The organism is Pectobacterium atrosepticum (genome assembly GCF_000740965.1).
GTDB lineage: Bacteria > Pseudomonadota > Gammaproteobacteria > Enterobacterales > Enterobacteriaceae > Pectobacterium > Pectobacterium atrosepticum.
This window is the reverse complement of record NZ_CP009125.1, coordinates 2182489-2204193: the sequence shown is the minus strand read 5'-3', so window position 1 is coordinate 2204193 and position 21705 is coordinate 2182489. Positions and strand designations below refer to the sequence as shown.

At 51.0% G+C, this 21705-nt stretch carries 19 protein-coding genes; 2 read left to right on the top strand and 17 right to left on the bottom strand.

Going from position 1 to position 21705, the window contains the following annotated elements; all coding sequences use genetic code 11:
• Positions 1–13: 13 nt before the first annotated feature.
• From GZ59_RS09695 to GZ59_RS09670, 6 genes are all read right to left on the bottom strand, one after another.
• Complete coding sequence (locus GZ59_RS09695; protein WP_039291464.1) at positions 14–2287, bottom strand: ComEC family protein; 2274 nt, start codon at positions 2285–2287, stop codon at positions 14–16.
• A gap of 326 nt (positions 2288–2613) precedes the next feature.
• Positions 2614–2931 (bottom strand): PTS system regulator TmaR, encoded by a 318-nt coding sequence (gene tmaR, locus GZ59_RS09690; RefSeq protein ID WP_011094105.1) that lies wholly within the window; start codon positions 2929–2931, stop codon positions 2614–2616.
• A 329-nt stretch (positions 2932–3260) separates the two neighbouring features.
• The gene (locus tag GZ59_RS09685) at positions 3261–4019 is read right to left on the bottom strand and encodes an iron ABC transporter ATP-binding protein (RefSeq protein ID WP_039291463.1); all 759 of its coding nucleotides are present in this window, start codon (positions 4017–4019) and stop codon (positions 3261–3263) included.
• Positions 4016–5023 (bottom strand): iron chelate uptake ABC transporter family permease subunit, encoded by a 1008-nt coding sequence (locus GZ59_RS09680; protein ID WP_039291462.1) that lies wholly within the window; start codon positions 5021–5023, stop codon positions 4016–4018. Before GZ59_RS09680 ends, GZ59_RS09685 begins: the two co-directional genes overlap by 4 nt.
• On the bottom strand, positions 5010–5972 hold the full coding sequence (locus GZ59_RS09675; RefSeq protein ID WP_039291456.1) for an ABC transporter permease: 963 nt from the start codon (positions 5970–5972) through the stop codon (positions 5010–5012). Before GZ59_RS09675 ends, GZ59_RS09680 begins: the two co-directional genes overlap by 14 nt.
• 11 nt (positions 5973–5983) lie before the next feature.
• Positions 5984–6934: a siderophore ABC transporter substrate-binding protein gene (locus tag GZ59_RS09670; protein WP_039291453.1), complete on the bottom strand. Its 951-nt coding sequence runs from the start codon at positions 6932–6934 to the stop codon at positions 5984–5986.
• Between the two features lie 281 nt (positions 6935–7215).
• Between GZ59_RS09670 and sbcB the strand changes: the two genes are divergently transcribed.
• Positions 7216–8643, top strand: a complete 1428-nt coding sequence (sbcB, locus tag GZ59_RS09665) for an exodeoxyribonuclease I (protein ID WP_039291451.1) — start codon at positions 7216–7218, stop codon at positions 8641–8643.
• A 60-nt stretch (positions 8644–8703) separates the two neighbouring features.
• On the opposite strand, the gene GZ59_RS09660 is transcribed toward sbcB, so the two are convergent.
• The 11 genes from GZ59_RS09660 to GZ59_RS09610 all read right to left on the bottom strand — a co-directional run bounded on the left by GZ59_RS09660 (position 8704) and on the right by GZ59_RS09610 (position 19606).
• Positions 8704–10074, bottom strand: coding sequence for an APC family permease (locus GZ59_RS09660; protein WP_039291447.1), 1371 nt, complete (start codon positions 10072–10074; stop codon positions 8704–8706).
• Positions 10064–10306, bottom strand: coding sequence for a hypothetical protein (locus tag GZ59_RS09655; protein WP_039291444.1), 243 nt, complete (start codon positions 10304–10306; stop codon positions 10064–10066). Before GZ59_RS09655 ends, GZ59_RS09660 begins: the two co-directional genes overlap by 11 nt.
• A 411-nt stretch (positions 10307–10717) precedes the next feature.
• Complete coding sequence (locus tag GZ59_RS09650) at positions 10718–11473, bottom strand: flagellar brake protein (RefSeq protein ID WP_011094113.1); 756 nt, start codon at positions 11471–11473, stop codon at positions 10718–10720.
• Positions 11474–11870: 397 nt separating this feature from the next.
• Positions 11871–12776 (bottom strand): triphosphoribosyl-dephospho-CoA synthase CitG, encoded by a 906-nt coding sequence (citG, locus tag GZ59_RS09645; RefSeq protein WP_039291442.1) that lies wholly within the window; start codon positions 12774–12776, stop codon positions 11871–11873.
• Complete coding sequence (citX, locus tag GZ59_RS09640; RefSeq protein ID WP_080641312.1) at positions 12754–13281, bottom strand: citrate lyase holo-[acyl-carrier protein] synthase; 528 nt, start codon at positions 13279–13281, stop codon at positions 12754–12756. The genes citG and citX overlap by 23 nt, the downstream gene beginning before the upstream one ends.
• Positions 13282–13307: 26 nt before the next feature.
• Positions 13308–14837, bottom strand: coding sequence for a citrate lyase subunit alpha (citF, locus tag GZ59_RS09635; protein ID WP_039291436.1), 1530 nt, complete (start codon positions 14835–14837; stop codon positions 13308–13310).
• Between the two features lie 53 nt (positions 14838–14890).
• Positions 14891–15766, bottom strand: coding sequence for a citrate (pro-3S)-lyase subunit beta (citE, locus tag GZ59_RS09630; protein ID WP_011094117.1), 876 nt, complete (start codon positions 15764–15766; stop codon positions 14891–14893).
• The gene (gene citD / locus GZ59_RS09625; protein WP_011094118.1) at positions 15766–16056 is read right to left on the bottom strand and encodes a citrate lyase acyl carrier protein; all 291 of its coding nucleotides are present in this window, start codon (positions 16054–16056) and stop codon (positions 15766–15768) included. Before citD ends, citE begins: the two co-directional genes overlap by 1 nt.
• Positions 16057–16079: 23 nt before the next feature.
• Positions 16080–17144: a [citrate (pro-3S)-lyase] ligase gene (gene citC, locus GZ59_RS09620; protein WP_011094119.1), complete on the bottom strand. Its 1065-nt coding sequence runs from the start codon at positions 17142–17144 to the stop codon at positions 16080–16082.
• 89 nt (positions 17145–17233) lie between these two features.
• Positions 17234–18118: a fumarylacetoacetate hydrolase family protein gene (locus GZ59_RS09615; protein WP_039291433.1), complete on the bottom strand. Its 885-nt coding sequence runs from the start codon at positions 18116–18118 to the stop codon at positions 17234–17236.
• 117 nt (positions 18119–18235) lie between these two features.
• Positions 18236–19606 carry a 2-hydroxycarboxylate transporter family protein gene (locus GZ59_RS09610; RefSeq protein ID WP_039291431.1) on the bottom strand — a complete coding sequence of 457 codons (1371 nt, stop codon included), beginning with the start codon at positions 19604–19606 and terminating at the stop codon, positions 18236–18238.
• A 419-nt stretch (positions 19607–20025) separates the two neighbouring features.
• On the opposite strand from GZ59_RS09610, the gene GZ59_RS09605 reads away from it, so the two are divergent.
• Positions 20026–21627, top strand: coding sequence for an ATP-binding protein (locus GZ59_RS09605; protein WP_039291429.1), 1602 nt, complete (start codon positions 20026–20028; stop codon positions 21625–21627).
• Positions 21628–21705: the final 78 nt, after the last annotated feature.

The following is a 21705-nucleotide window of genomic DNA, read 5'->3' as shown; positions in this document are numbered from 1 at the left end:
ATAGCCGACCATTTTACTCATTATACCGCTCTACGCCAAACCACTGATGATACCAACGCGACGATATGTGATCCCTGAACCGCAGAACATGCCATGAATCGCTGAAAAAACGTGCACTTAATTGCCCGAATGACGCAGTATCCAACCACGAGTAGCCATATTGCCGATATCGATCGACAATCTTTACTGAAGGCAGCCGCCATGGGTTATAGCGTGCCGCTGAGGCCATAGCCAACTCAGCATTAACTGCACGAATAAAGGGAGGTGACGATGAGGTCTTACTGCCATGGTGGGGGATTTGTAACAAATTCACACGCAGCGCACTGCGTTCTAACTGAATCAACGCCTTTTCCGCATCCGACTCCAGATCGCCCGTCAATAAGACGCTGTGTTTCCCATCATCTACGCGGATAACGCAGGAGTCGTTATTTTCTGCTCTCTCGACGAGTGCTAACGGCCATAGGACGGTAAAGGTGAGATCCTGCCAGCGCCAGCGCTCACCACGCAGACAAGGGTGATGATTCATAGATTTGGTCGCGCTATATATCGTTGCTTCAGGGTAAGCGGTTTGTAGCGTCTCCAGTCCCCCGATATGATCCATATGGCTGTGGCTCAAGATAATGTTTTCTACATCGACGCCCTGCCATCGCAGGTAAGGTAGAATTTCTCGCGTCGCCATGTCGCCTCCTTCCCAGCGATTTCCCGTATCATATAGCACCGCCTTCCCACGCTGTTCGATCACGATTGCCAAACCGTGGCCGACATCCAGCATGTCCACACGCCAATCCGGCGCATCACTCTTTGTGCGAAATACCAATAAAACCAGGATCAGAGCGCCAATGCTCGCGGGATAAATTCGCCACCAGCTAAAGCGCCATATCACCACTGCGCCCCATCCCGCGATACTCCCTAGTAGCAGAGACGCATCAAGATAAATCCATCCTGTCTGTAGATAAGACAGCGGTGCGAATACCACACGCAGCGAAATATCCGCCAGCCACCATAGAATATCACTCAGCGGCGCGAACCCGATAGTGGTCAATGCCAGCAAAATCAGCGGTGTGGTAACGAAGGATACTAAAGGTACAGCCCAAAGGTTAGCGGGCAAAGAGGTGATGCTAAAACCATGGAAAATATGCAGTTGCAAGGGCATCAATAGCAATGTGATACCTGTTTGTAGATGGATCCAGCGCAGCCAGAACCACCGGCGCTGGGTCTGTAACTTATGGGGAAGCGGTGCCCACTGAAACCAGAAAATAAGCGAGGCTACCGCAAGGCAAGATAGCCAAAAACTGTCTGACAGTACGCTTAATGGATCGCTGACCAGAATTAACGCAACACACCAGAGCCAAACCTGCCAAGCTGAGCAGTTAACGCTCCGCACTTTTAGACAAACCCATACGCTAAGTGCCAGCGCAGACCGTACCGCAGGAGGGTTTCCTCCTGCCAGCCAGACATATCCCCATGCAGCCACAATACTCATCAGTAATGGGAATATGTAGCCAATCCACGGTACAGGAAAGCCATACTGTAAAGCCCGCGCCATTCCCCAACCCACCAGACCCGCGAGCACGATATGGAGACCAGAGATCGCCATCAGATGCATCGTTCCGGTATTCTGAAGTAGCGTCTTGAGTTCCGGACTAACCGTTTTCATCTCACCAAACGTCAGCGCCAGTAAAATAGAACGCCAAGGCAATCCTTGTACCTGCTGTTCTGCCTGCGCAATCGTGCGCTGGCGAAAATCACAACGGCCATCGAGTACGTTTGCCGTTAGTACACGGCCCGATAGTGGTTGTCGCTTGGCTACAGCCCAGCGTTGGCTATCAAAGCCGCCTTCATTTAGTCGACTATGGATGGGGCGAAAAGTGGCAGTGATTGCCCAGCGTTGACCACCGCACCAGTTTTGCATAACAGGTGATAAGGTAAGTTGGGCATACAGCGGAGGAAATATCCGGCGCTGGTTGACTTCCTCCAACCTAACGGTGAGCAAGGCGTCATTGTGTTCACTGAACCGTATACTGCTTATTGTCACGACAGCGTTAACTGGGTCCTGCGTGACGCGATCAATTTGCAGCAACAGAGTTTGAGCATTCAATAATGCCCAGCAAAAACTCACGGCAACAAAAGCCAGAAAGCGTATTCCCGCATGACGACATCCCACGAATATCACGCAGGTCGACAGCACAATTCCCCATAACAGCGGTGTTAACGCTGGGATCTGCGGTAAAAAAAGCAGCGGCAGGATGCCAAGCACGCTCGCCCACGCCAGACTATTTACCGACATCGTCCATTACCATGATGCACCTTCCCTCTTTCCCTGTGGTTCGCTATGGGATGTTGCAGTAACCCAGACTAATGCAACAGAACGGAAAACTCAGGTAGGGAAGCGTTTCGCAAGAAAACGACTGAATTGCAAAAAATGACATCCATAGTGCGAGCGAGATTCTAATTCTCTGGGCCTTCAGCATGTTCACCAGCAACAGAGCCATCAATAACCGGAGCATCCGCACGCAAACTAGCAGTTAACAGAAAGAAAAGGATTATGGCTTAGAGGACAAAAGAAAAAGGACCGCCGAAGCGATCCTTTTACGGTAGAAAACGGTGCTTAGGTTACTTAACTTCGCCCATCGCTTTCAGTTTCTTAGACAGCTCACGACGTTCTTTCGACAGATCGGCGTTCTTGATGATGTAGTCATCAACACGGTCTTCATAATCACCGCGCATGTTAGCGATGATATTTTGCACGTCCTCGATGGACATGCCAGGTTTAATGTATTCGCTCAGGTTGTCCAGCAGCAGAACGCGCTTCTGGTTATCACGAATTTTCTTTTCGTTGTCGACGATTTCACGTTGAAGCTTATTTTTACGACGAAACATACGCACGAATTCCAGCACATCCTGGAAACACGGCTTAGTGTCCTTATCCATCTTTAGCCCTTACCTTAAGTCATACATAAATTCTTTATGCATTCACCATACAGGTTATACCCAGCGTCTTTCAAGCAGTGCTTACGCCCTTTGCGCTAACGCATCGCTAAGCGGATACTCTGTCACCAAACCATACCCTAAATAATTCGAGTTGCATGCAGGCGGCGACCGCACGAGTCCCCAGGAGCTTACTCAAGTAAGTGACTGGGGTGAGCAAGGACAAATTGACTTAGTCGATTTGAACGTCGCTTGCGACGGCCCTATAGGGCGAGGCTCGAATATGAGCCGAGTATTGCCAACGTACATGCGGCTTGAAGTATGACGGGTATTCAGCGGTAATATACTGCGATACGTTGGTTATGAACCTCTTCAATGGCCACTTCCGTATCGAAAATATCTTCCAACACATCGGACACCATGATGTCTTCCGGTTTTCCCGTATAGATAATCTGCCCTTTGCGCATCGCAATGATGTAGTCCGAATAGGCGGAAGCAAAGTTGATGTCGTGGATAACTAGCACAATGGTTTTACCTAACTCATCGGCCGCACGGCGAATTTGCTTCATCATCGCCACGGCATGCTTCATATCCAGATTATTCAACGGTTCATCCAGCAACACGTATTCCGTGTCCTGACACAGCACCATCGCGACATAGGCCCGCTGACGTTGGCCGCCGGAAAGTTCATCTAAAAATCGATCTTTCAACTCGGTCAGGTTGAGGAAAGCCAGCGCCGCGCTGATGCGTTCACGATCGTCAGCGTTCAGTCGCCCTTTGGTGTAAGGATAGCGCCCAAAGCCCACCAGCTCTGCCACCGTTAAGCGACTGGTAAACTGATTTTCCTGCCGTAGCACGGATAAACACGTCGCCAGCTTATCGCTTGGCGTTGTCATCACATCCATGCCGTTAACTTTTACCTGCCCGCTATCGGCTTCCAGCAGGCGACTGATGATAGACAACAATGTCGACTTCCCTGCACCATTCGGGCCGATAATCGACGTAACGCCACCACGAGGCACCGTCGCCGTGACATTGTTCAATACGGTCACGTTATTATACGTTTTCGTTACATTGCCGATCTCAATCACACGGAAACCTTTTTCAGTAGCAACACAATAAACAGCGATCCACCCACAAATTCGATAACGACCGACAGCGCGCCAGACATATCCAGCAGATGCTCAAGCACCAATTGTCCGCCAACCAGCGAAATGACGCCCAGCAGGAAAGCCGCCGGTAACAACAGGCGATGTTGGCTGGAACCAATGACCAAATAGGCAAGGTTTGCGACCATAAAACCTAAGAAGGTCAACGGGCCGACCAGCGCCGTTGAAATGGCGACCAGCACGGAAACCAGCAGTAGAATGACAGTGACGCTGCGTTTGTAGTCGATGCCAAGATTAATCGCGTTATTGCGCCCCAGCGCCAGCACATCAAAACGAAAGCGCATACGCCAGATCACCACCGCGACCACTAACGTAATCACGACAGACAGCGCAACCAGTTCGGGGACAGTGCGGGTGAAGGTGGCAAACATCCGCCCCTGCAAGATGGCGAACTCACCGGGGGTCAACAGGCGCTGCATCAAGCCCGCCATGCTGCGAAACAACGTGCCGCAGATAATGCCGACCAGCAACACCAGATGCAGGTTATTGCGGCTGCCGGTAAACAGCCAGCGATACAGCAGTGCAGAGAAAATAATGAGCAGCAGCGTCTCAAGAACAAATTTGCCCTCAATACCCAGCCCCGGAATACCGGCAATGCCGAAAGTAAAGACCAGCGACGTTTGAATCAGGATAAACAGGGCTTCAAACCCCATAATCGACGGCGTCAATACCCGGTTGTTCGTCACTGTTTGGAATAGCACGGTCGATGCACTGGCAGCAAAAGCCACCAGCAGCATCGTTGTCAGCATCAGCCCACGGTGCGTCAAAATGTAGCGTAAATTGCTGCCTAGATTGATGGTCATAAACAGCACGATCACCACGACAGCCACACCCGTCAGACACAGCAATCGCTGGACAGGAGATAAGCCCGCACGTTTTTCGCTGACAGCAGCGGTCAGCACCGTATTACGTTCATTGACTGACATGGCGTTTCTGACTTAGCAATAAGAGAAGGAAAACGGCAGCGCCAATGACGCCGAGAACCACGCTCACCGGAATTTCGAAAGGATAACGAATCACGCGGCTGATAATATCGCAGCACAGTACCAGACCGCCGCCGAGCAGGCACACCCACGGAATCGTTTTGCGTACATTGTCGCCCAGCATCATGCTGATTAGGTTCGGCACAATCAGTCCGATAAAGGGCAGGCTACCGACCACCACCACCACGACGCCACTGACTATGGCAATGATGCTCAGCCCCATCAACATCACCTGTCGATAGTTAAGGCCGACATTAACGGAGAACTCACGCCCCATTCCTGCGACGGTGAAACGGTCGGCAATCCAGCAGGCGACCAGCGTTAACACGCCAACCAGCCAGAGCAGCTCGTAACGCCCCTGCAAGACACCGGAAAAATCACCTGATTCCCAACTGCCAAGCGCCTGTAACAGATCAAAATACATCGCACCAAACGTGGTGATTGAACTGATCACCGCACCCAGCATAATGCCAACCAGCGGCACAACCAGTGCAGACTTCAGCACAATCCGCTGTAACAGCATCATAAACAGGAATGTGCCCGCCAACGCAAACAGGCTCGCCACCACCATTTTGGTGATGATTGTCGCACCAGGCACGACAATCATCACCACCAGCAGGCCAAGGCTGGCCGACTGTGTGGTCCCCGCCAGAGACGGTTCGACAAACCGGTTTTGTGTCAGCAACTGCATGATAAGACCGGCCACACTCATCGCGCTGCCTGCCAGTAGCAAAGCCAGAGTGCGAGGAACGCGGCTGATAAAGAAAATATCGCGCATTTCTGGGTCGTTCCAGACGGCCTGTATGTTTAACTGCCCTGCCCCAACAAATAGGCTGACAACGACCATGCAGGCCAGAAAAAAAAGACCCAGTGAATAGTAAAAAGACTTCATTGATTCTGCCGTTATTTCTTATCCAACGCGTCGCTGACGGTACTCACGAGGTTTTTGTAGCTTTGCAGCCCCCCAGCGATATACAGCGATGCAGAATCCAGATAGACCACGTGATTGTTTTTCCAGGCGTTGGTTTTGTGAATCAGCGGATTATCCAGCACCTGTTTGGCAGATTCTCCACCTGGGCGACCAATCGCACTGTCACGGTCAAGAATAAACAGCCACTCAGGGTTCACGCTCAGCAAAAATTCTGATGTCACGACGTTGCCATGACGGCCTGAATCAGGGAACTCAGTCGCAGGTTTGAAGCCCAACTCATCAAATACGAAGCCAAAGCGCGATTTGGGACCATAGGCAGACATTTTTCCGCCGCTAATCATCAATACCAACGCATTGCCCGCGTTTTCCGTTTTGGCGCGCGTTTGGACGATCTGTTGTTTAAAGTCATCTATCTGTTTTTTCGCTTCATCTTCTTTGCCGAAGATGGTGCCCAGTTGCTCGATGCGCTGTATAAAGCTCGTCATAAACTGATGCTCATCCACATCCATCGAGATCGTCGGTGCAATGCCACTCAGTTTGTCGTAGGCATCGCGCGTGCGTCCACCGGCAATAATCAGGTCGGGTTTAGCGCTGCTGAGCGCTTCATAGACAGGTTCAAACAGCGTCCCTGCGTTCAGGTAATTATCGCTGTTGTATTTTGATAAAAATGCAGGCAGCGGCGTGCTGCTTTTCGGTACGCCAGCAATTCCTTCGGCTTTCAACGCGTCCAGCGTATCCAACGATGTCGGGTCAAACACAATTACTTTCTTCGGCGGCTGCGGAACCTGTGTAGTTCCCTGTGCATGCTCAATGCTTACCGTATGACTCCCTTCTGAAGACGATGCCTGCTGATCGCAGCTGGCCAAAACAAACATAGATGCCAATAACGTCGCCTTCGCTGCAAACGCTGCATTTAACCGCATAAGTGTGTTCTCCATTTCGCTGTTTGTTGCCGAATGCTCCTCACAGAGTCATCTACGAGGTAATAAAGAATTTAATTATCATTCGCATTAAAACGAAAATTGTAACCGAATGGACACACACATGCCTAGTGATTATGTCTCCCTTCCTATTGATGTAAGTCAGGGAAGTGATGTAAATCAGTAAAGCACCACAGAAAAATCGATTCGATGGTATCCTTGCCGTTTTCCAGTCTGTTTTTCCTAACTTCAGGCTCAGCGCATACACGTAGCTAACTGCATATATGGCCGATAAAACACAACCCACTTTTTTCATTCATGATTACGAGACATTTGGCAAACACCCAGCGCGCGATCGCCCCGCGCAGTTTGCGGGTGTCCGTACCGATATGGATTTCAATATCATCGGTGAGCCGTTGGTTATTTATTGTCGCCCGACCGATGATTACCTGCCGGAGCCAGAAGCGGTGATGATCACCGGAATCACTCCGCAGATCGCATTGTCGAAAGGCGTCAATGAAGCCGAGTTCGCCCGTCAGATCCACGACGCATTCAGCGTGCCCGGCACCTGCATTATGGGCTACAACAACATCCGCTTTGATGATGAAGTCAGCCGTAATATTTTCTATCGTAACTTCTACGATCCTTACGCCTGCAGCTGGCAGAACGGTAATTCTCGCTGGGATTTGCTGGATGCGCTACGCGCCTGCTATGCCCTGCGACCGGAAGGCATCGTCTGGCCCGAAAACGATGACGGCTTACCCAGTTTCCGTCTTGAACATCTGACGAAAGCCAACGGTATTGCGCACGAGCAAGCGCATGATGCGATGTCCGACGTTTATGCCACCATCGCGATGGCGAAACTGTTCAAGCAGGCGCAGCCCAAGCTTTTCGAGTATCTTTTTCCGCTGCGCAATAAAAACAAAATTTCCGTACTGATCGATATCCCACAAATGAAGCCGCTCGTTCACGTCTCCGGTATGTTTGGCGCGGCGAGAAGCAATACCAGTTGGATTGTGCCGCTCGCCTGGCATCCGGATAACCGTAATGCGGTCATCATGTGCGATCTGGCTGGCGATATGACACCGCTGCTGGAGTTGGACAGCGAGGCATTACGTGAACGGTTATATACGCGCCGAGATGCGCTGACTGCCGATCAAAGCGCAGTTCCGCTCAAGCTGGTGCACATCAATAAATGCCCAGTATTAGCGCCAGCTAATACCTTACGGCCGGAGGATGCGGCAAGGTTGGGCATCGACCGTCAACGCTGTCTGGATAATCTGGCGCTGCTGCGTAACAACGCAGACATCAGGGAGAAAGTGGTAGCGTTGTTTGCCGAAGCCCCCGCCTTTGCCGCGTCTGATGATGTCGATTTACGGCTTTATGATGGCTTCTTTGGCGATGCCGACCGCATGGCGATGAAGATTATTCAGGAGACCGCGCCGCAGAATCTCCCTGCGTTAGATCTCACGTTTGCCGATAATCGTCTGGAGCCACTTTTCTTCCGCTACCGCGCCCGCAATTTCCCCGGTACGCTGGATGACCGCGAGCAACAGCGTTGGCTACAGCATCGGCGTGCAGTATTTACGTCGGAACGCTTGCAGTCCTACCTGTCAGAACTCAGCGATCTGTATCAGCTTCATGAAAACGATAAAGAGAAGATGGCACAGCTCAAAGCGCTTTACGCCTATGCGCAGGAACTGGTGGGATAAGGCATAAAGAAGCGGAGCACATTGGCTCCGCTTCTTTTCATCGATAAACCATCAATTGACTTACACGGGCTCTTCACTGCATTGCGGCACCGGCTGACGAAAACTACGCGTCACAAACGCCAGATATAACAACCCGATCGTTGCCCACACCAGACCCAGCGTCATCGAACTGGCTTCCAGATTGACCCACAGCGCCCCCACCGTCAACGCACCCATCACGGGCAGCACGAGGAAGTTAATAGTGTCTTTCACAGTACGGTTGCGACGTTCACGGATATAGAACTGTGAAATCACCGACAGGTTCACGAACGTAAACGCCACCAGCGCCCCGAAGTTAATCAACGCGGTTGCTGTCACCAGATCGAACGAAACCGCAGACAGTGCAATCACGCCAACCAGCAAGACGTTCAACGACGGCGTACGCCATTTCGGGTGGATGTAGCCGAAGAAACGCTCAGGGAACACGCCATCACGCCCCATCACATACATCAGGCGAGAGACACCTGCATGTGCAGCCATACCGGATGCCAGCACCGTGACACAGGAGAACACCAGAATGACGGACTGGAAGAATTTACCCGCCACATACAGCATAATTTCCGGCTGAGAAGCATCAGGCTCTTTAACGCGCGAAATATCCGGGAAATACAGTTGCAGGAAATACGCCACGGCAACAAAGATCACGCCGCCGAACAGCGCCGTCAGGAAGATGGCTTTGGGAATCACCCGGCCCGCATCATGCGTTTCTTCTGACAGAGAGCTGATGCCGTCAAAACCCAGAAACGAGAAGCAGAGAATGGTTGCCCCAGTGATCATAGGCACGACATGGGCGTCCTCGGACCAGAACGGACGCGTGCTGGTCAATGTACCCGCACCTTCACCCAGATAAACACCGTGAATCACCAGACCCAGGAACACCGCCATGATAGCGACCTGTACCACCACGATAATGGAGTTCAGGTTAGCAACCAGATTGATGCCACGCAGGTTAAACAGCGTCATCAGCCCGACCAGCGCCGCCACAAAAATCCATGACGGAACGCCGGGGAAAATCGCTTCCAGATAGATTTTCGCCAGCAGGATGTTGATCATCGGCATGAACAGATAGTCCAACAGTGACGACCAGCCGACCATAAACCCAACGTGCGGGCTAATCGCTTTTTGTGCATAGGTATAAGCAGAACCGGCAGACGGGAAACGTTTTACCAATTTGCCGTAGCTCAGCGCCGTGAACAGAATAGCGACCAACGCAAACGCATAGGCGGTAGCCACATGACCGTCAGTCAGGCCAGACACGATACCGAAGGTATCAAAAATGGTCATCGGCTGCATGTACGCCAGCCCCATCATGACAACGGGCCACAGCGTGAGTGTTCTTTTGAGCTGAGTACGTTTTGTGCCAGCATTAGGCAGATGCGTATCAAGCGACATGACGCACACCTCCGTTTATCACGGCAGACGCGGCATTGTTATCTGCGAACGCACTAAAGTCGTACTCGAACGTACTGAAAATAAGAGAGTGGATACAGGGATCGCCTGAATCACGATGAGAAGAGGTGGCTGTAACAGCACCAGAGATAACCTGCGACTGCGTCGCGCCATAACCAATACCTTTGCAGCACAAACCGGCGGGCACCGGTGCGAAACGTGTTAATTGCCCCATCTTTCCTTTCCTCACTGTGCTCACAGGCACACACAAAATTATCTATCCGGATCGTTGTCCGGCCTCTTTCGTTGAAGACCCTATACCCAGCAAACCTGAGTCACAGAGAGAAGGTAAGAACCACACCAATACCCCTGTAACCTGAAGTATGACGAGCATAAATGTAAAAAAATAACCGACGCTATTAGACGTCGGTTATTTTGCAAGGCGCGTATTCTGCCCCAGACGATCTCATCTGACAAGGCTCTGAGAACGTTAGAAACCATTTATTTATCCCCGTGATACTTCAAGCCGCCTGTACGCGGGCTTTCGCATTACTTATAGGTAAATAAGTCGGGCGATACGTTAATTCTCGTAATGAAAAACGTTGCTGTTATGTGTGAAGCCCAAACAAAGGGTTGCACTTAAAAATTACAATTCCTGGAACCGCTTTTTCTTTTCGTTTTGTAATTTTTCCAACTCAAAAATCACCTGCTGAAGATCCCGTTCCTGTGCCGCGTTCAGTGAAGGGAACTTGAAGCTCAAACGCTGAGTCAGTTTCAATTCGCCTTTGTTATCGACGATCTTCACCATTGCCTGGCCGACAAACTGCAAATCCACGCAGAAAAAACCGTGGTCAGCAAGATCCATCTCCACGCTTTTAATGATGTCCCCTTCGGTCAACAGCCCCGTGGTATCGCGGTCGGTATACAGACTTAATCCCCCCAGAGAGAGATCTTTGATGGTGAACGTGAAAACACTGTCATCCGGCAGTTCGCCACGGCAGGTCAACGGCGGCCACAGTGGCGTATTGATGCGGAAATAGGTTCTGCGCTGGATAAGATAAAGGAGTTCAGGAATCTGCGCGCTAAAGGCAGGCAGTCCGTCGTAGTTCACCGTTTTCGCAATTTCAGCATTAAATTCAACTTTCGCGCCAGCAGGCTCGGCAATGAAAGACAACGCGCCCGCATACAGCGCACGGCTATTTTCACGCTCAATGCCGCCTAAATCGAAGACAAACAGGTTATTATCGGGTACAACGTCAAGAATTTTGCTGATGAATTGTCCATGAGAATGATGGACCATCAGAGACGTATCATTCTTCTTTAACTCGCGCAACGTTGCACAGATAGCCAGTTTGTTGCGCTTAACAAACTGCTCTTTCAAATTTTCATTCACCGCTTTCATCCCCACCATTATTTACATGGATTATGTGTCAATGGCTTATATTGATGCACGCCTCTCCGTTATCTTTCAAGTCCCATGTGTGCCATACACGATGCCACAGCACTGGCTGCATATCGAAAACGATTACTCGGAGTACCTGAAACAGCATGATACCTACCCTAAATAATTCAAGTTACAAGAGGGTGGCAAGCGAAGCGAAAATTCGCCGGGAACGAATTTGGTTAGCCAGCACATGGTAACTCGACGTATTACGGGTAGAAGTTGGTGAAAACGATATCGGCAATTTTCTCAATAACCTTAGTGGAAAAATCAGAAAAGTGTCAACGAGCTGTCAAATGATGGGAATCATCGACGTAACCATCACAAGGCCAACTCGCTGTTTTGCAACATATGTTCGCTATTCGGTAGGATAGTGATACAGCAGCCAAGTTAAGGCCAGTAGATCGGCACTGCCGCCCGGACTAAGATTTCTGGCAATCAACGCCTCATCCATCTTTATCAGAGCCTGACGATCCAGTGGGCCAGCCAGTAATCTCTGCGCATAGTCTTGCACAAACGCTAATCCATCCATTCCGCCGCGCGAAACGACGTTGGTGTCAGGATTGTAGGCCATCAACACCAGCAGCGTCTGCAATAGGGCCGTTTCGTCGTCCATCCCAGCAGCAATAGCCTGCTGCAAAGCGGGCAAGGCGTGCTGGCATACGGTATTGAAGCCGCTAGCGGCCTCCCCCCTCGCGCCCGTTAAGCCATGCCGCTGATAGAGATGCTCACCCGCCGTTGCGGCTCCAGAGCACGTCTCTAGCTCATTACGCACCAACTCGTGACACATTGCGGCCACGCTGTCGCACAGGCTACGCTGCGTCACCCGTTCTCCCCGCGCAGTCAGCCAACCAGCGGCGGTACACAGCAGGCCAAACGCGAAAATCCCACCTTTATGGGTATTCACACCTTTTGTCGCTGACAACATCGTCTGCTCACAGGCGATGCCAATAGGGCGAACCTGAGACAACAGCTGCGCTAGCGGTACGTTAGCATGCTGATAGCCCGCGTCGGTAAAATGTCGGAACCAAGGAGAAATCGCCTGAATACTGGTCTGAAACAGCGCGACATCCATATCGCGATGAGATCCATTATTGGCGCGATCCACCAGTCCAGGCTTCGGCGTCAACATAACTTCCATCGTCAGCGCGTGTGCCACGCGCTGGTCGATATCCGGTAGTGAGTAACGTTCCCGATACTCACTGACGACGGAACGAGAGACCGCGGCCGACAGTACACCGTCAGGCTGGCGTAAAGTAGGCATTGACCTTGTCCTCAATGTGTTCAAGCAACTCGGGAAGTGAATGCCGACGTGAACGGCTACAAGCGTGTGCCATCTGATCGCACAATAGGCAGGCGCGTCCGCTGTGCGCCAGCATGGATCGACCAATCGATCCTTCTTCTGGGCTGAAGATGTCAAAATCCCATAGCCGGCCCAGTTCATGGTTATCCTCCAGTACGATGGTCGCCGCTTTCACTGACAATGCATCTTTGGTGATTGCCCACAGCCCTTCCGCCCCCGTTGCCAGCCAGAATGTCTGCTTTTCCAATACTGTCCAGCCGCGCGTCTGGCACAGTGAGGCAAATGCCTTTACGGCTTCCGCCATCACCTGCCGATAGCCTTCGCTATCTTTTACCGGCCCAGGCGTGACCAGCGTCAGCGACACCAGCGTCGCACCGTGCCGAGCGAGCCATTCTTGCTGGCGAACTGCGCGGCGTTCCTTCGCCGCGAGTAAGGTTTCCAGAGTGATGGAAACAGCATTTGTCATCGTCGATTCCCTCATGCGTTTACCGCTTATTCGTTGGCTTCTTTAACCTGACGAACAACGTCAATCACGCTACCATCGCGATAACGAATAACGCCGACGATGCGATCGTGAAATTCGATAGCGCGTGGCTCACCAACAAGCGCAATCGCTCGTTGATAAAGTGCCTCAATCGTCATCACATTCAGCCCCGCCTGTTGCAGGCGTTCAGCAACCTCTGGACGCGCCGGGTTTACGGCAATGCCGTGATCGGTCACCAGTACGTCGATACTCTCTCCCGGCGTAACGCGCGTCGTCACCTGACGTACTACGGTCGGGATACGGCTACGAATCAGCGGTGCAACGACGATGGTCAGGTTCGCTGCCGTCGCGACATCACAGTGTCCGCCGGATGCACCACGCATCACGCCGTCTGAACCGGTGATCACATTGACATTGAAATCGGTGTCAATTTCCAGCGCGCTGAGAATCACCATATCCAGTTGATCGCAGCAGGCCGCTTTAGAACTCGGATTGGCATAAACGTTGGTGGAAATCTCAACATGATTCGGATTCTTCGCCAGCGACGCGGCCGCATTGGCATCGAAGCACTGGGTATCGATCAGTTTTTCGATCAGCCCTTTCTCATGCAGGTCGACAATACCGCCGGTGATACCGCCCAGCGCAAAACGCGCCACAATATTTTGCTGACGCATTTTATCTTCAAGGAAACGCGTACAAGCCGTAGAAGCTGCACCGGAACCCGTCTGAATCGAAAAACCGTTTTTGAAATAACCTGCATGTTCAATCACATCTGCGGCTGAACGGGCAATCAGTAATTCACGCGGGTTGCTGGTAACACGCGCCGCGCCGACGCTGATTTTGGCCGGATCGCCCACTTCATCGACCTGAACGATATAATCCACCTGATCTTGTACGATGCTGGCAGGCATATTCGGGAACGGCACCAAAGCTTCCGTCAGCAGTACCACTTTTCGGGCAAACTGCGCATCGACCATAGCGTAGCCGAGCGAGCCACAGCTGGATTTCCCAGCGGTGCCGTTGGCGTTACCAAACTCATCGCTGCACGGAACGCCCAGGAAAGCGACGTCGATATTCAGCTCACCGCTTTGCAGCAGATGGACACGGCCGCCGTGAGAATGAATCTGTACCGGTTCTTTCATTAATCCGTGGGAAATCGCATCGGCCAGCTTGCCGCGCATCCCAGAGGTATAAATCCGGCTGATCACGCCCGCTTTGATGTGCTCAATCAACGGCGCGTTACAGCTCATCAGCGAGCTGGATGCCAGCGTCAGATCGCGAAAACCCATGCGCGCCAGCGTATCAATCACTCGGTTAATGACCTTATCGCCTTCGCGGAAATGGTGATGGAAAGAGATCGTCATCCCATCCTTCAGCCCGCTGTGACGAATCGCGTCTTCCAGATCGTCACACAGTTTGCGTTCATGTTTTTGTTCAACATCGTTCAACCATGGCGTATTTTGATTGGCGTTGACGAAGGGTTGCAGATGACGTTTTTCTGGGTACTGCTTTTGCAGTGCTTCAATAAAATGACTCATTGTCTAATCCTGTGATTCCTGAGAGCGGCAATTGCGGTGTAATCACGCAACGGCTATTTGCGAACGCCGGAGGCCTGAGCACGTTCCAGCACTCTTCTGGCGTGGTCGATAATTGGCCCGTCGATCATTTTTCCGTTTAGGGAAATGACGCCCAGACCGGCACGTTCGCCCTCTTCGGCGGCTTTGATCACCAGATGGGAATAGTCCACTTCATCCTGCGTGGGGGCATAAGCGTTGTGTAACAGCTCAATCTGGCGCGGGTTAATCAGGGATTTACCGTTGAAGCCCAGTCTGCGGATCAGATCGACCTCCTTCAGGAAGCCCGCATCGTCATTGACGTTGGGATAAACCACGTCGAAAGCATCAATTCCGGCAGCGCGAGCGGCATGCAGCACCGCGCAACGGGCATAAAATAGCTCCGTGCCATCACCGCGTTCCGTCTGCATATCCATCACATAGTCAAACGCCGCCAGCGCAATCCCGATCATGCGTTCGGAAGAACGTGCAATGGCAACCGCGTTAATCACGCCCACCGCAGACTCAATCGCCGCCATGATGCGCGTTGAGCCGACCTCACGGCCGCAGGCTTTTTCGATACGAACCAGATGACGTTCCAGCTCATCCACATCATCGGTGGAATCGGTTTTTGGCAGACGAATAACATCGGCACCACCGCGCACAGCGGCCTCAAGATCCAACAGGCCAAACGGCGTACTGAGCTGGTTGATACGCACCACGGTTTCAATATCGCGATACATCGGGTGCTGGAGCGCATGGAAAACCAGCAGGCGTGCGGTATCTTTTTCCCGCAAGGAAACCGCATCTTCCAGATCGAACATGATGGAGTCAGGTTTATAGATAAACGCATTGGACAGCATGGCGGCATTCGCACCGGGGAGGAATAACATACTGCGGCGAAGCTTATTCATTATAGTTTCTCCCATTCAATCTGCTGTCCGTCTGTCGCACGCAGTACCGCGCTTTGCACGCGGGCACGGATGACACAATCCAATGCGCCTTTGTCATCCACAATGATCGTCCCTTCCTGTACGCCTAACTCTTTCAGCGTGTCATTCACGACCTGTTTAATTTGATGACCGAACTGCTTAATCACTTCACTGTTGATAACTACGGTGAGCTTCCCGTCTGCCGGTGCCACTTTGACCAGCAAATCGCTGGACTCAAAGGTGCCCGCCAGCGACTCCTTAACAATCTTCATAGACTTATCCTGATTAATTTTAATTACGCGTATTCGGGTTCGTAATAGCGTTGTAAATGCTCAAAAGTTGAGGCTGGCACGATGTCCTGAATACGGCTGTACTGCCGAAGTTTGAGTAATTTCCTGACTTCCGAAGCGGAAATTGCCAGTCCTGATGTTTGCCGTTTACGTTCAATTTCAACCACGTTTAACGCCGGGGAAGACACCGTCTGGTCTTTCTCCAGCCAGTAGTGCATGTCCTGGTTGTATTGATACGTCACCGGGCAAAAGGGTTCGGTGCCGACGAAACGCTGGGTAATCCCGAGCGCGGGTGCGATATATTTCCTGAAAATGATTAAATCGAGTGCGGCATGAGCGCGGGTGATCAGTTTCTCTTCCTTCAGGAAATAGGCGGGGAATGTCGCTTTAGAGATCATGTAGTTCGAACCGGCATGCACCGTTAGATTGTGGATGTGCTCCACGCCGCGCTGCACCATCTCCAGACGTTCGCTAAAGGGGAAAAAGGAAACATCTTCCCGAACCACGAATACGTGCAACCAATCACACGACTGCGCCGCGTGTTCCGCTAGATAGCGGTGGCCCAACGTGAAGGGGTTTGCATTCATGACAATGGCGCCGATCTTTTTTTCCGTTCGCGTTGCGAGCGCTTCGGGCTGTGCAAACGCCGTCAATGACTGACAATACTGCTGAATGCCAATCGGTGTGTTTTCCATCAGCACCGCGCTGTCCTGAAAGCACGCTAGTGGGTAAAATCCACATCCTCGGAAGATGTCGACATTTTCCGGTCGGGTATAAAGAAACAGGTGGAAGTGGCCGCGCTGTGCCGCCTGCTGCATCACTTCATTCACCACCTGCACACCCAGGTTGAGGTGTCTGAATTCAGGATCGACCGCAACGCACTTAATGGTGTTGGAGGCCAGTCCCGCGCAGGCGATCAGCCGCCCGCCTAGCTTGCCAACAACAACGATGTCAATATCGTCATCCATGCCGAGCTGGCACTGTGCAAGAAACTGTCGCACGGCGTCCCTCTCCTGCTCCCGAAGGCGCACATCCAGCGTGTCAAAAAAGACGGAATCATTGGCATACATCACGGTTCTTCCTGCAACTCGAATTATTTAGGGCAATCATTGCAGGCTTACCGGTTTTAACGCCGGCAGCCTTGTACTTACCTGTATATTTAGTGCACAGCAGCTTCAGCGGCTACCGGAACCGATTTCAATGGCGCAGCGGCATCCACTATCGTGTTACGCAAATGGCCAATGTTTTCGATTTCAACTTCAATACAGTCTCCCGCTTTCATAAACAGCGGCGGATTGCGTTTTTTACCCACGCCACCCGGTGAACCGGTAATGATCACGTCACCCGCGCTCAACTCGGTAAAGGTACTGATGTATTCAATCAATTCAGCGACTTTGTGGATCATGCTGCTGGTATTGTCGTCCTGCACCATGCGGCCATTCAGATACGTGCGGATTGCCAATACATGCGGATCGGGAATTTCATCCGTGGTGGTCAGATACGGACCGAATGCACCGGTTTTCTGCCAGTTTTTACCCGCGGTAAACCAGCTGTGCTGCCAGTCACGCGCAGATCCATCCATGTAGCAGCTATAACCTGCGACATGAGAAAGCGCGACATCTCGAGAAATATTTTGTCCGCCTTTACCGATAATGACCGCCAGTTCACCTTCATAATCAAACTCGCTGGAATAATGAGGTTTGATGACGGGCGTTGCATGTCCGGTTTGCGAATCCGCAAAGCGGACAAATAACGTTGGCGCAGGATTCTCTTCATTAAATTCCTGACGCTTAGCCGCATAATTCATCCCCACGCACAGTATTTTCCCTGGCGCGGTAATAACGGGTAGGAACGTGACATCCGCAACCGCAATATCCGGCGTGCTCATACTGAATTCATGCGCAACGTGTAATGCATTCTGCGCCAGCAGTGTTTTCAGATCGGGGTAACGGTGGCCAATTTTTCCGCCGAGATCGATTAATCCCGTAGCCGTATAAATGCCGTAACTGTCCTTACCGTTATAACGATAGCTTGCAAGTTTCATAATGTTTCCTGTGCAAAATAAACCCATTCAGATGGTGGTTTTATTTCGTTAACTCAACGCAATTTCTCTCAAGACACTATTTATTTGGCTCAACCACTTTTTATTTTCTGAATCACATCAGACTAAAAAGTTGGCGAGAACCAGTAGTGAAATCGAAACATTAATGGCACCGCCGATGCGCGTGGCAATCTGCGCGAATGGCATCAGCATCATACGGTTACCCGCCGTCAGAATCGCGACATCACCAGTACCGCCCTGCCCGCTCTGGCAGCAGGAAATAATCGCAACATCAATTGGGTGCATGCCGATCTTTCTACCCACTAAGAAACCGGTCCCGACCAGCGTCACTACGGTAGAAATAATCACCAGCAGGTTTTGAATCGTGAAGGCATTGACCAGTTCCTGCCACGGTGTAATCGCCACCCCGACGGCAAACAGAATCGGATACGTCACCGAAGTCTGGAAGAACTTGTAAACAACCTGAGAGCCTTCCAACATTTTAGGTGAAACACCGTGGGCCAACTTCACCACCACGGCGGCGAATAGCATGCCAACTGGTGCAGGCAGGCCAATCATTTTGTGACCGAGCATACCCACCATATACAGCAGGATTGCCAGCAGAGCACCAGAGGCAATGGTCGTTACGTCTGCTTTACCGCTAAAGCCAGAAGCTGGAGCGCTGCTTTCACTACCGCCCAAGTTATTGCCTTTATTCGGCATCAGTTCACCTTCACCGGTCAGGTGTGGATAGCGTTTACCCAACTGATTCAGCACACCGGCAAGGATGATCGCAGTCAGGCTGCCCAGCATTACGATAGGCAAGACACGCCCCAGAGCAACACCTTGGTCCATGTGCAAAATCGTGGCATAGCCGATAGACAGAGGGATAGCCCCTTCACCCACCCCGCCCGCCATAATCGGCAGAATCAGGAAGAAGAAGATTTGGAACGGATCCAGACCTAACGCAATACCTACGCCCATGCCCACCAGCATCCCGGCGATTTCACCGCATAGCATAGGGAAGAAAATACGCATGAAGCCCTGAATCAGCGTTTGCCGATTCATACTCATGATGCTGCCGACAATAATGCAGCAGATGTAGAGATACAGAATGTTGGTACTTTTGTAGAACTTGGTCGTGGATTCAACGACAACGTCCGGCAGCAGGCCATAATGCACCATCGCAGAAGGGATAAAGGTCGCACAGATTGCCGCCGCCCCCATCTTGCCGATAATCGGCAGACGCTTGCCAAACTCACCACAGGCAAACCCGAAGAATGCCAGCGTTGCCACCATCACAACGATATCGCTCGGCAGCTTGCCGCTCAGGCAGTCGATGCCGATTAATACCCCCGCCAGTACAAAAAGTGGCACGGGAATAATACCTACTTTATAGGTATCCAGAACATGCCACCATTTTTCCTTTAATGAAACCTTCCCAGCTGCCTCATTATTTACAACAATATATGAATCATCAGTCGTACTCATAACTCAGTCCCCGTTTTATTTTGTCAACGCATAATAATGGGCGGTCACATATTATTATGTGATTCTCTTCAAATTAAAAAACGAGTTTTAAAGGCGTTTATGATTTTTATGGTTTATATTAACAAATTGCTTATTACGCAGTCAGTTAGATGATTTTATGCTCATAATAAATTTTAAGGTTTTTATGGCGTTTATGGTTTTTATTTCCCAAATATGATTATGTTGATAAAAAGTAATTGAGTTGTTTATTAAACAAAACAGAGTCGTTTAATTTTATCTATTTATTACTATCATCGTATTGGTCACAACATATTTAAACGTGTTATTGCTCACAAGTTTTTTTCTCCCAGTCCATTCTTAATACCATTCGTGATAAATTCAGTAACCATTTTTAGTTAACCACAAGGCTCGCGTGCATCATGAGATTGAGACTTTCCTTTCATATCAAATTATTTATCTATTTGATCGTCTTCTTCTCTTCGCTACTGCTAATGACGGGTATCTATTATTATCATGATATCGATAAGCAACTGTATTCTGAGCTGGGTACACGAGCACAGGTGCAAGCCAGAGAGATCGCCATCATCCCATCGCTGATCGAATCGGTAAAAAATAAAAATATCAGTCAGATAGATATTCTTCTTCAGCAGTTAAAACAGCGCAGTGACGCCAGTTATATCGTGGTCGGTGATAATCAGGCACACCATCTGTTTCATTCTGAAGATGACGCACTCGTCGGCACACAGATGATAGGTGGCGATAATGTTGAAGTTCTGGCAGGGAAAAGCATTATCACGGTGCGCCGAGGTGGTATCGGCATCTCGCTACGCAGCAAAGCGCCGATCGTGGCTGACGGCCAAGTCATTGGTATTGTTTCCGTCGGCTATCTGAAAACCCACATCGATAACCTGACGTTCAGTAAACTGGCGCATATTCTGCTAGCGATTCTGGCGATGTTCGTCGCGCTGTTTATCTTTTCCTGGTGGTTCTCGCGCAACCTGAAGAAACAGATGTTTGGACTCGAACCCCTTGAAATTCGCATGCTAGTCAGGCAGCAGAAGGCGCTGCTCGAATCGATTTACGAAGGGGTCATCGCCATCAATAAGCAACACCGTATTGCCGCTATTAACCATGCCGCCAAAGAGATCCTCGGGTTAAACGAACCTTCCCATATGCTGCGCGGTAAGCCGATTGATACCGTGATTAAACCCGTCCCCTTCTTCTCCGGCGAGGCAATGTGGAACAGCGACACCCACGATGAGATCTGCCGTTTTAACCATGCCACCGTCATTGCCAGCCGAGTGCGGATTATGCTCGAGGATGAACTTCAAGGCTGGGTGATCAGCTTCCGCGGTAAAAACGATATCCACACGCTCAGCATGCAGCTTAGTCAGGTGAAGCGTTACGCTAACAGCCTGCGCATTCTGCGCCACGAACAGCTTAATTGGACCGCGACGCTGGCCGGGTTACTGCATCTAAAACGCTATGACGAAGCTATTAAATATATTGAAGCGCAGTCGGAAAGCGCGCAGGTGGTGCTGGATTTTGTTTCCCACCGTTTCTGTTCACCAGCGCTGTGCGGGCTGCTGCTGGGCAAGTACGCGACAGCACGAGAAAAAGGTATTGAGATTGTTTTTGACCCACGCTGCCAGCTTAGCCACATTCCACCCGCACTGAGCGAAACGGAGCTGATGTCCATCATTGGTAATTTGCTGGATAACGCGATGGAAGCCACATTAGCCACCACTACCCCACATTATCCTGTCGAGGTGTACATCTATGACAGTGAACAAGAGCTGGTCATTGAAGTCGCCGATCAGGGAACAGGGATCGATCCGGCGATTGCCGATAGTCTGTTTGAAATGGGCGTGACCAGTAAAACACAGGGCGATCACGGGCTGGGGCTGCATCTGGTCGCCAGCTACGTTAATCAGGCTCAGGGAATTGTCGAGGTCTCGGCCAACCAGCCGAATGGCAGTATATTTTCCCTATTTATACCGATATCACCCCCACTAATTTGAGCTGCGCGTGTTGACTACACATAGACAGCTTGAGAGGGACAAAACGGGTATCAGATCCTCTTTTACTAACAGGGATTC

Coding starts and splice junctions, on each gene's coding strand:
- citF (WP_039291436.1), bottom strand. CDS start 14,837: ATGAGTCATTTTATTGAAGCACTGCAAAAGCAGTACCCAGAAAAACGT.
- citD (WP_011094118.1), bottom strand. CDS start 16,056: ATGAAGATTGTTAAGGAGTCGCTGGCGGGCACCTTTGAGTCCAGCGAT.
- GZ59_RS09615 (WP_039291433.1), bottom strand. CDS start 18,118: ATGAAACTTGCAAGCTATCGTTATAACGGTAAGGACAGTTACGGCATT.
- GZ59_RS09605 (WP_039291429.1), top strand. CDS start 20,026: ATGAGATTGAGACTTTCCTTTCATATCAAATTATTTATCTATTTGATC.
- GZ59_RS09695 (WP_039291464.1), bottom strand. CDS start 2,287: ATGTCGGTAAATAGTCTGGCGTGGGCGAGCGTGCTTGGCATCCTGCCG.
- GZ59_RS09680 (WP_039291462.1), bottom strand. CDS start 5,023: ATGTCAGTCAATGAACGTAATACGGTGCTGACCGCTGCTGTCAGCGAA.
- tmaR (WP_011094105.1), bottom strand. CDS start 2,931: ATGGATAAGGACACTAAGCCGTGTTTCCAGGATGTGCTGGAATTCGTG.
- citC (WP_011094119.1), bottom strand. CDS start 17,144: ATGTATGCCAATGATTCCGTCTTTTTTGACACGCTGGATGTGCGCCTT.
- GZ59_RS09660 (WP_039291447.1), bottom strand. CDS start 10,074: ATGTCGCTTGATACGCATCTGCCTAATGCTGGCACAAAACGTACTCAG.
- citE (WP_011094117.1), bottom strand. CDS start 15,766: ATGAATAAGCTTCGCCGCAGTATGTTATTCCTCCCCGGTGCGAATGCC.
- GZ59_RS09610 (WP_039291431.1), bottom strand. CDS start 19,606: ATGAGTACGACTGATGATTCATATATTGTTGTAAATAATGAGGCAGCT.
- citG (WP_039291442.1), bottom strand. CDS start 12,776: ATGCCTACTTTACGCCAGCCTGACGGTGTACTGTCGGCCGCGGTCTCT.
- GZ59_RS09650 (WP_011094113.1), bottom strand. CDS start 11,473: ATGAAAGCGGTGAATGAAAATTTGAAAGAGCAGTTTGTTAAGCGCAAC.
- sbcB (WP_039291451.1), top strand. CDS start 7,216: ATGGCCGATAAAACACAACCCACTTTTTTCATTCATGATTACGAGACA.
- GZ59_RS09675 (WP_039291456.1), bottom strand. CDS start 5,972: ATGAAGTCTTTTTACTATTCACTGGGTCTTTTTTTTCTGGCCTGCATG.
- GZ59_RS09655 (WP_039291444.1), bottom strand. CDS start 10,306: ATGGGGCAATTAACACGTTTCGCACCGGTGCCCGCCGGTTTGTGCTGC.
- citX (WP_080641312.1), bottom strand. CDS start 13,281: ATGACAAATGCTGTTTCCATCACTCTGGAAACCTTACTCGCGGCGAAG.
- GZ59_RS09670 (WP_039291453.1), bottom strand. CDS start 6,934: ATGCGGTTAAATGCAGCGTTTGCAGCGAAGGCGACGTTATTGGCATCT.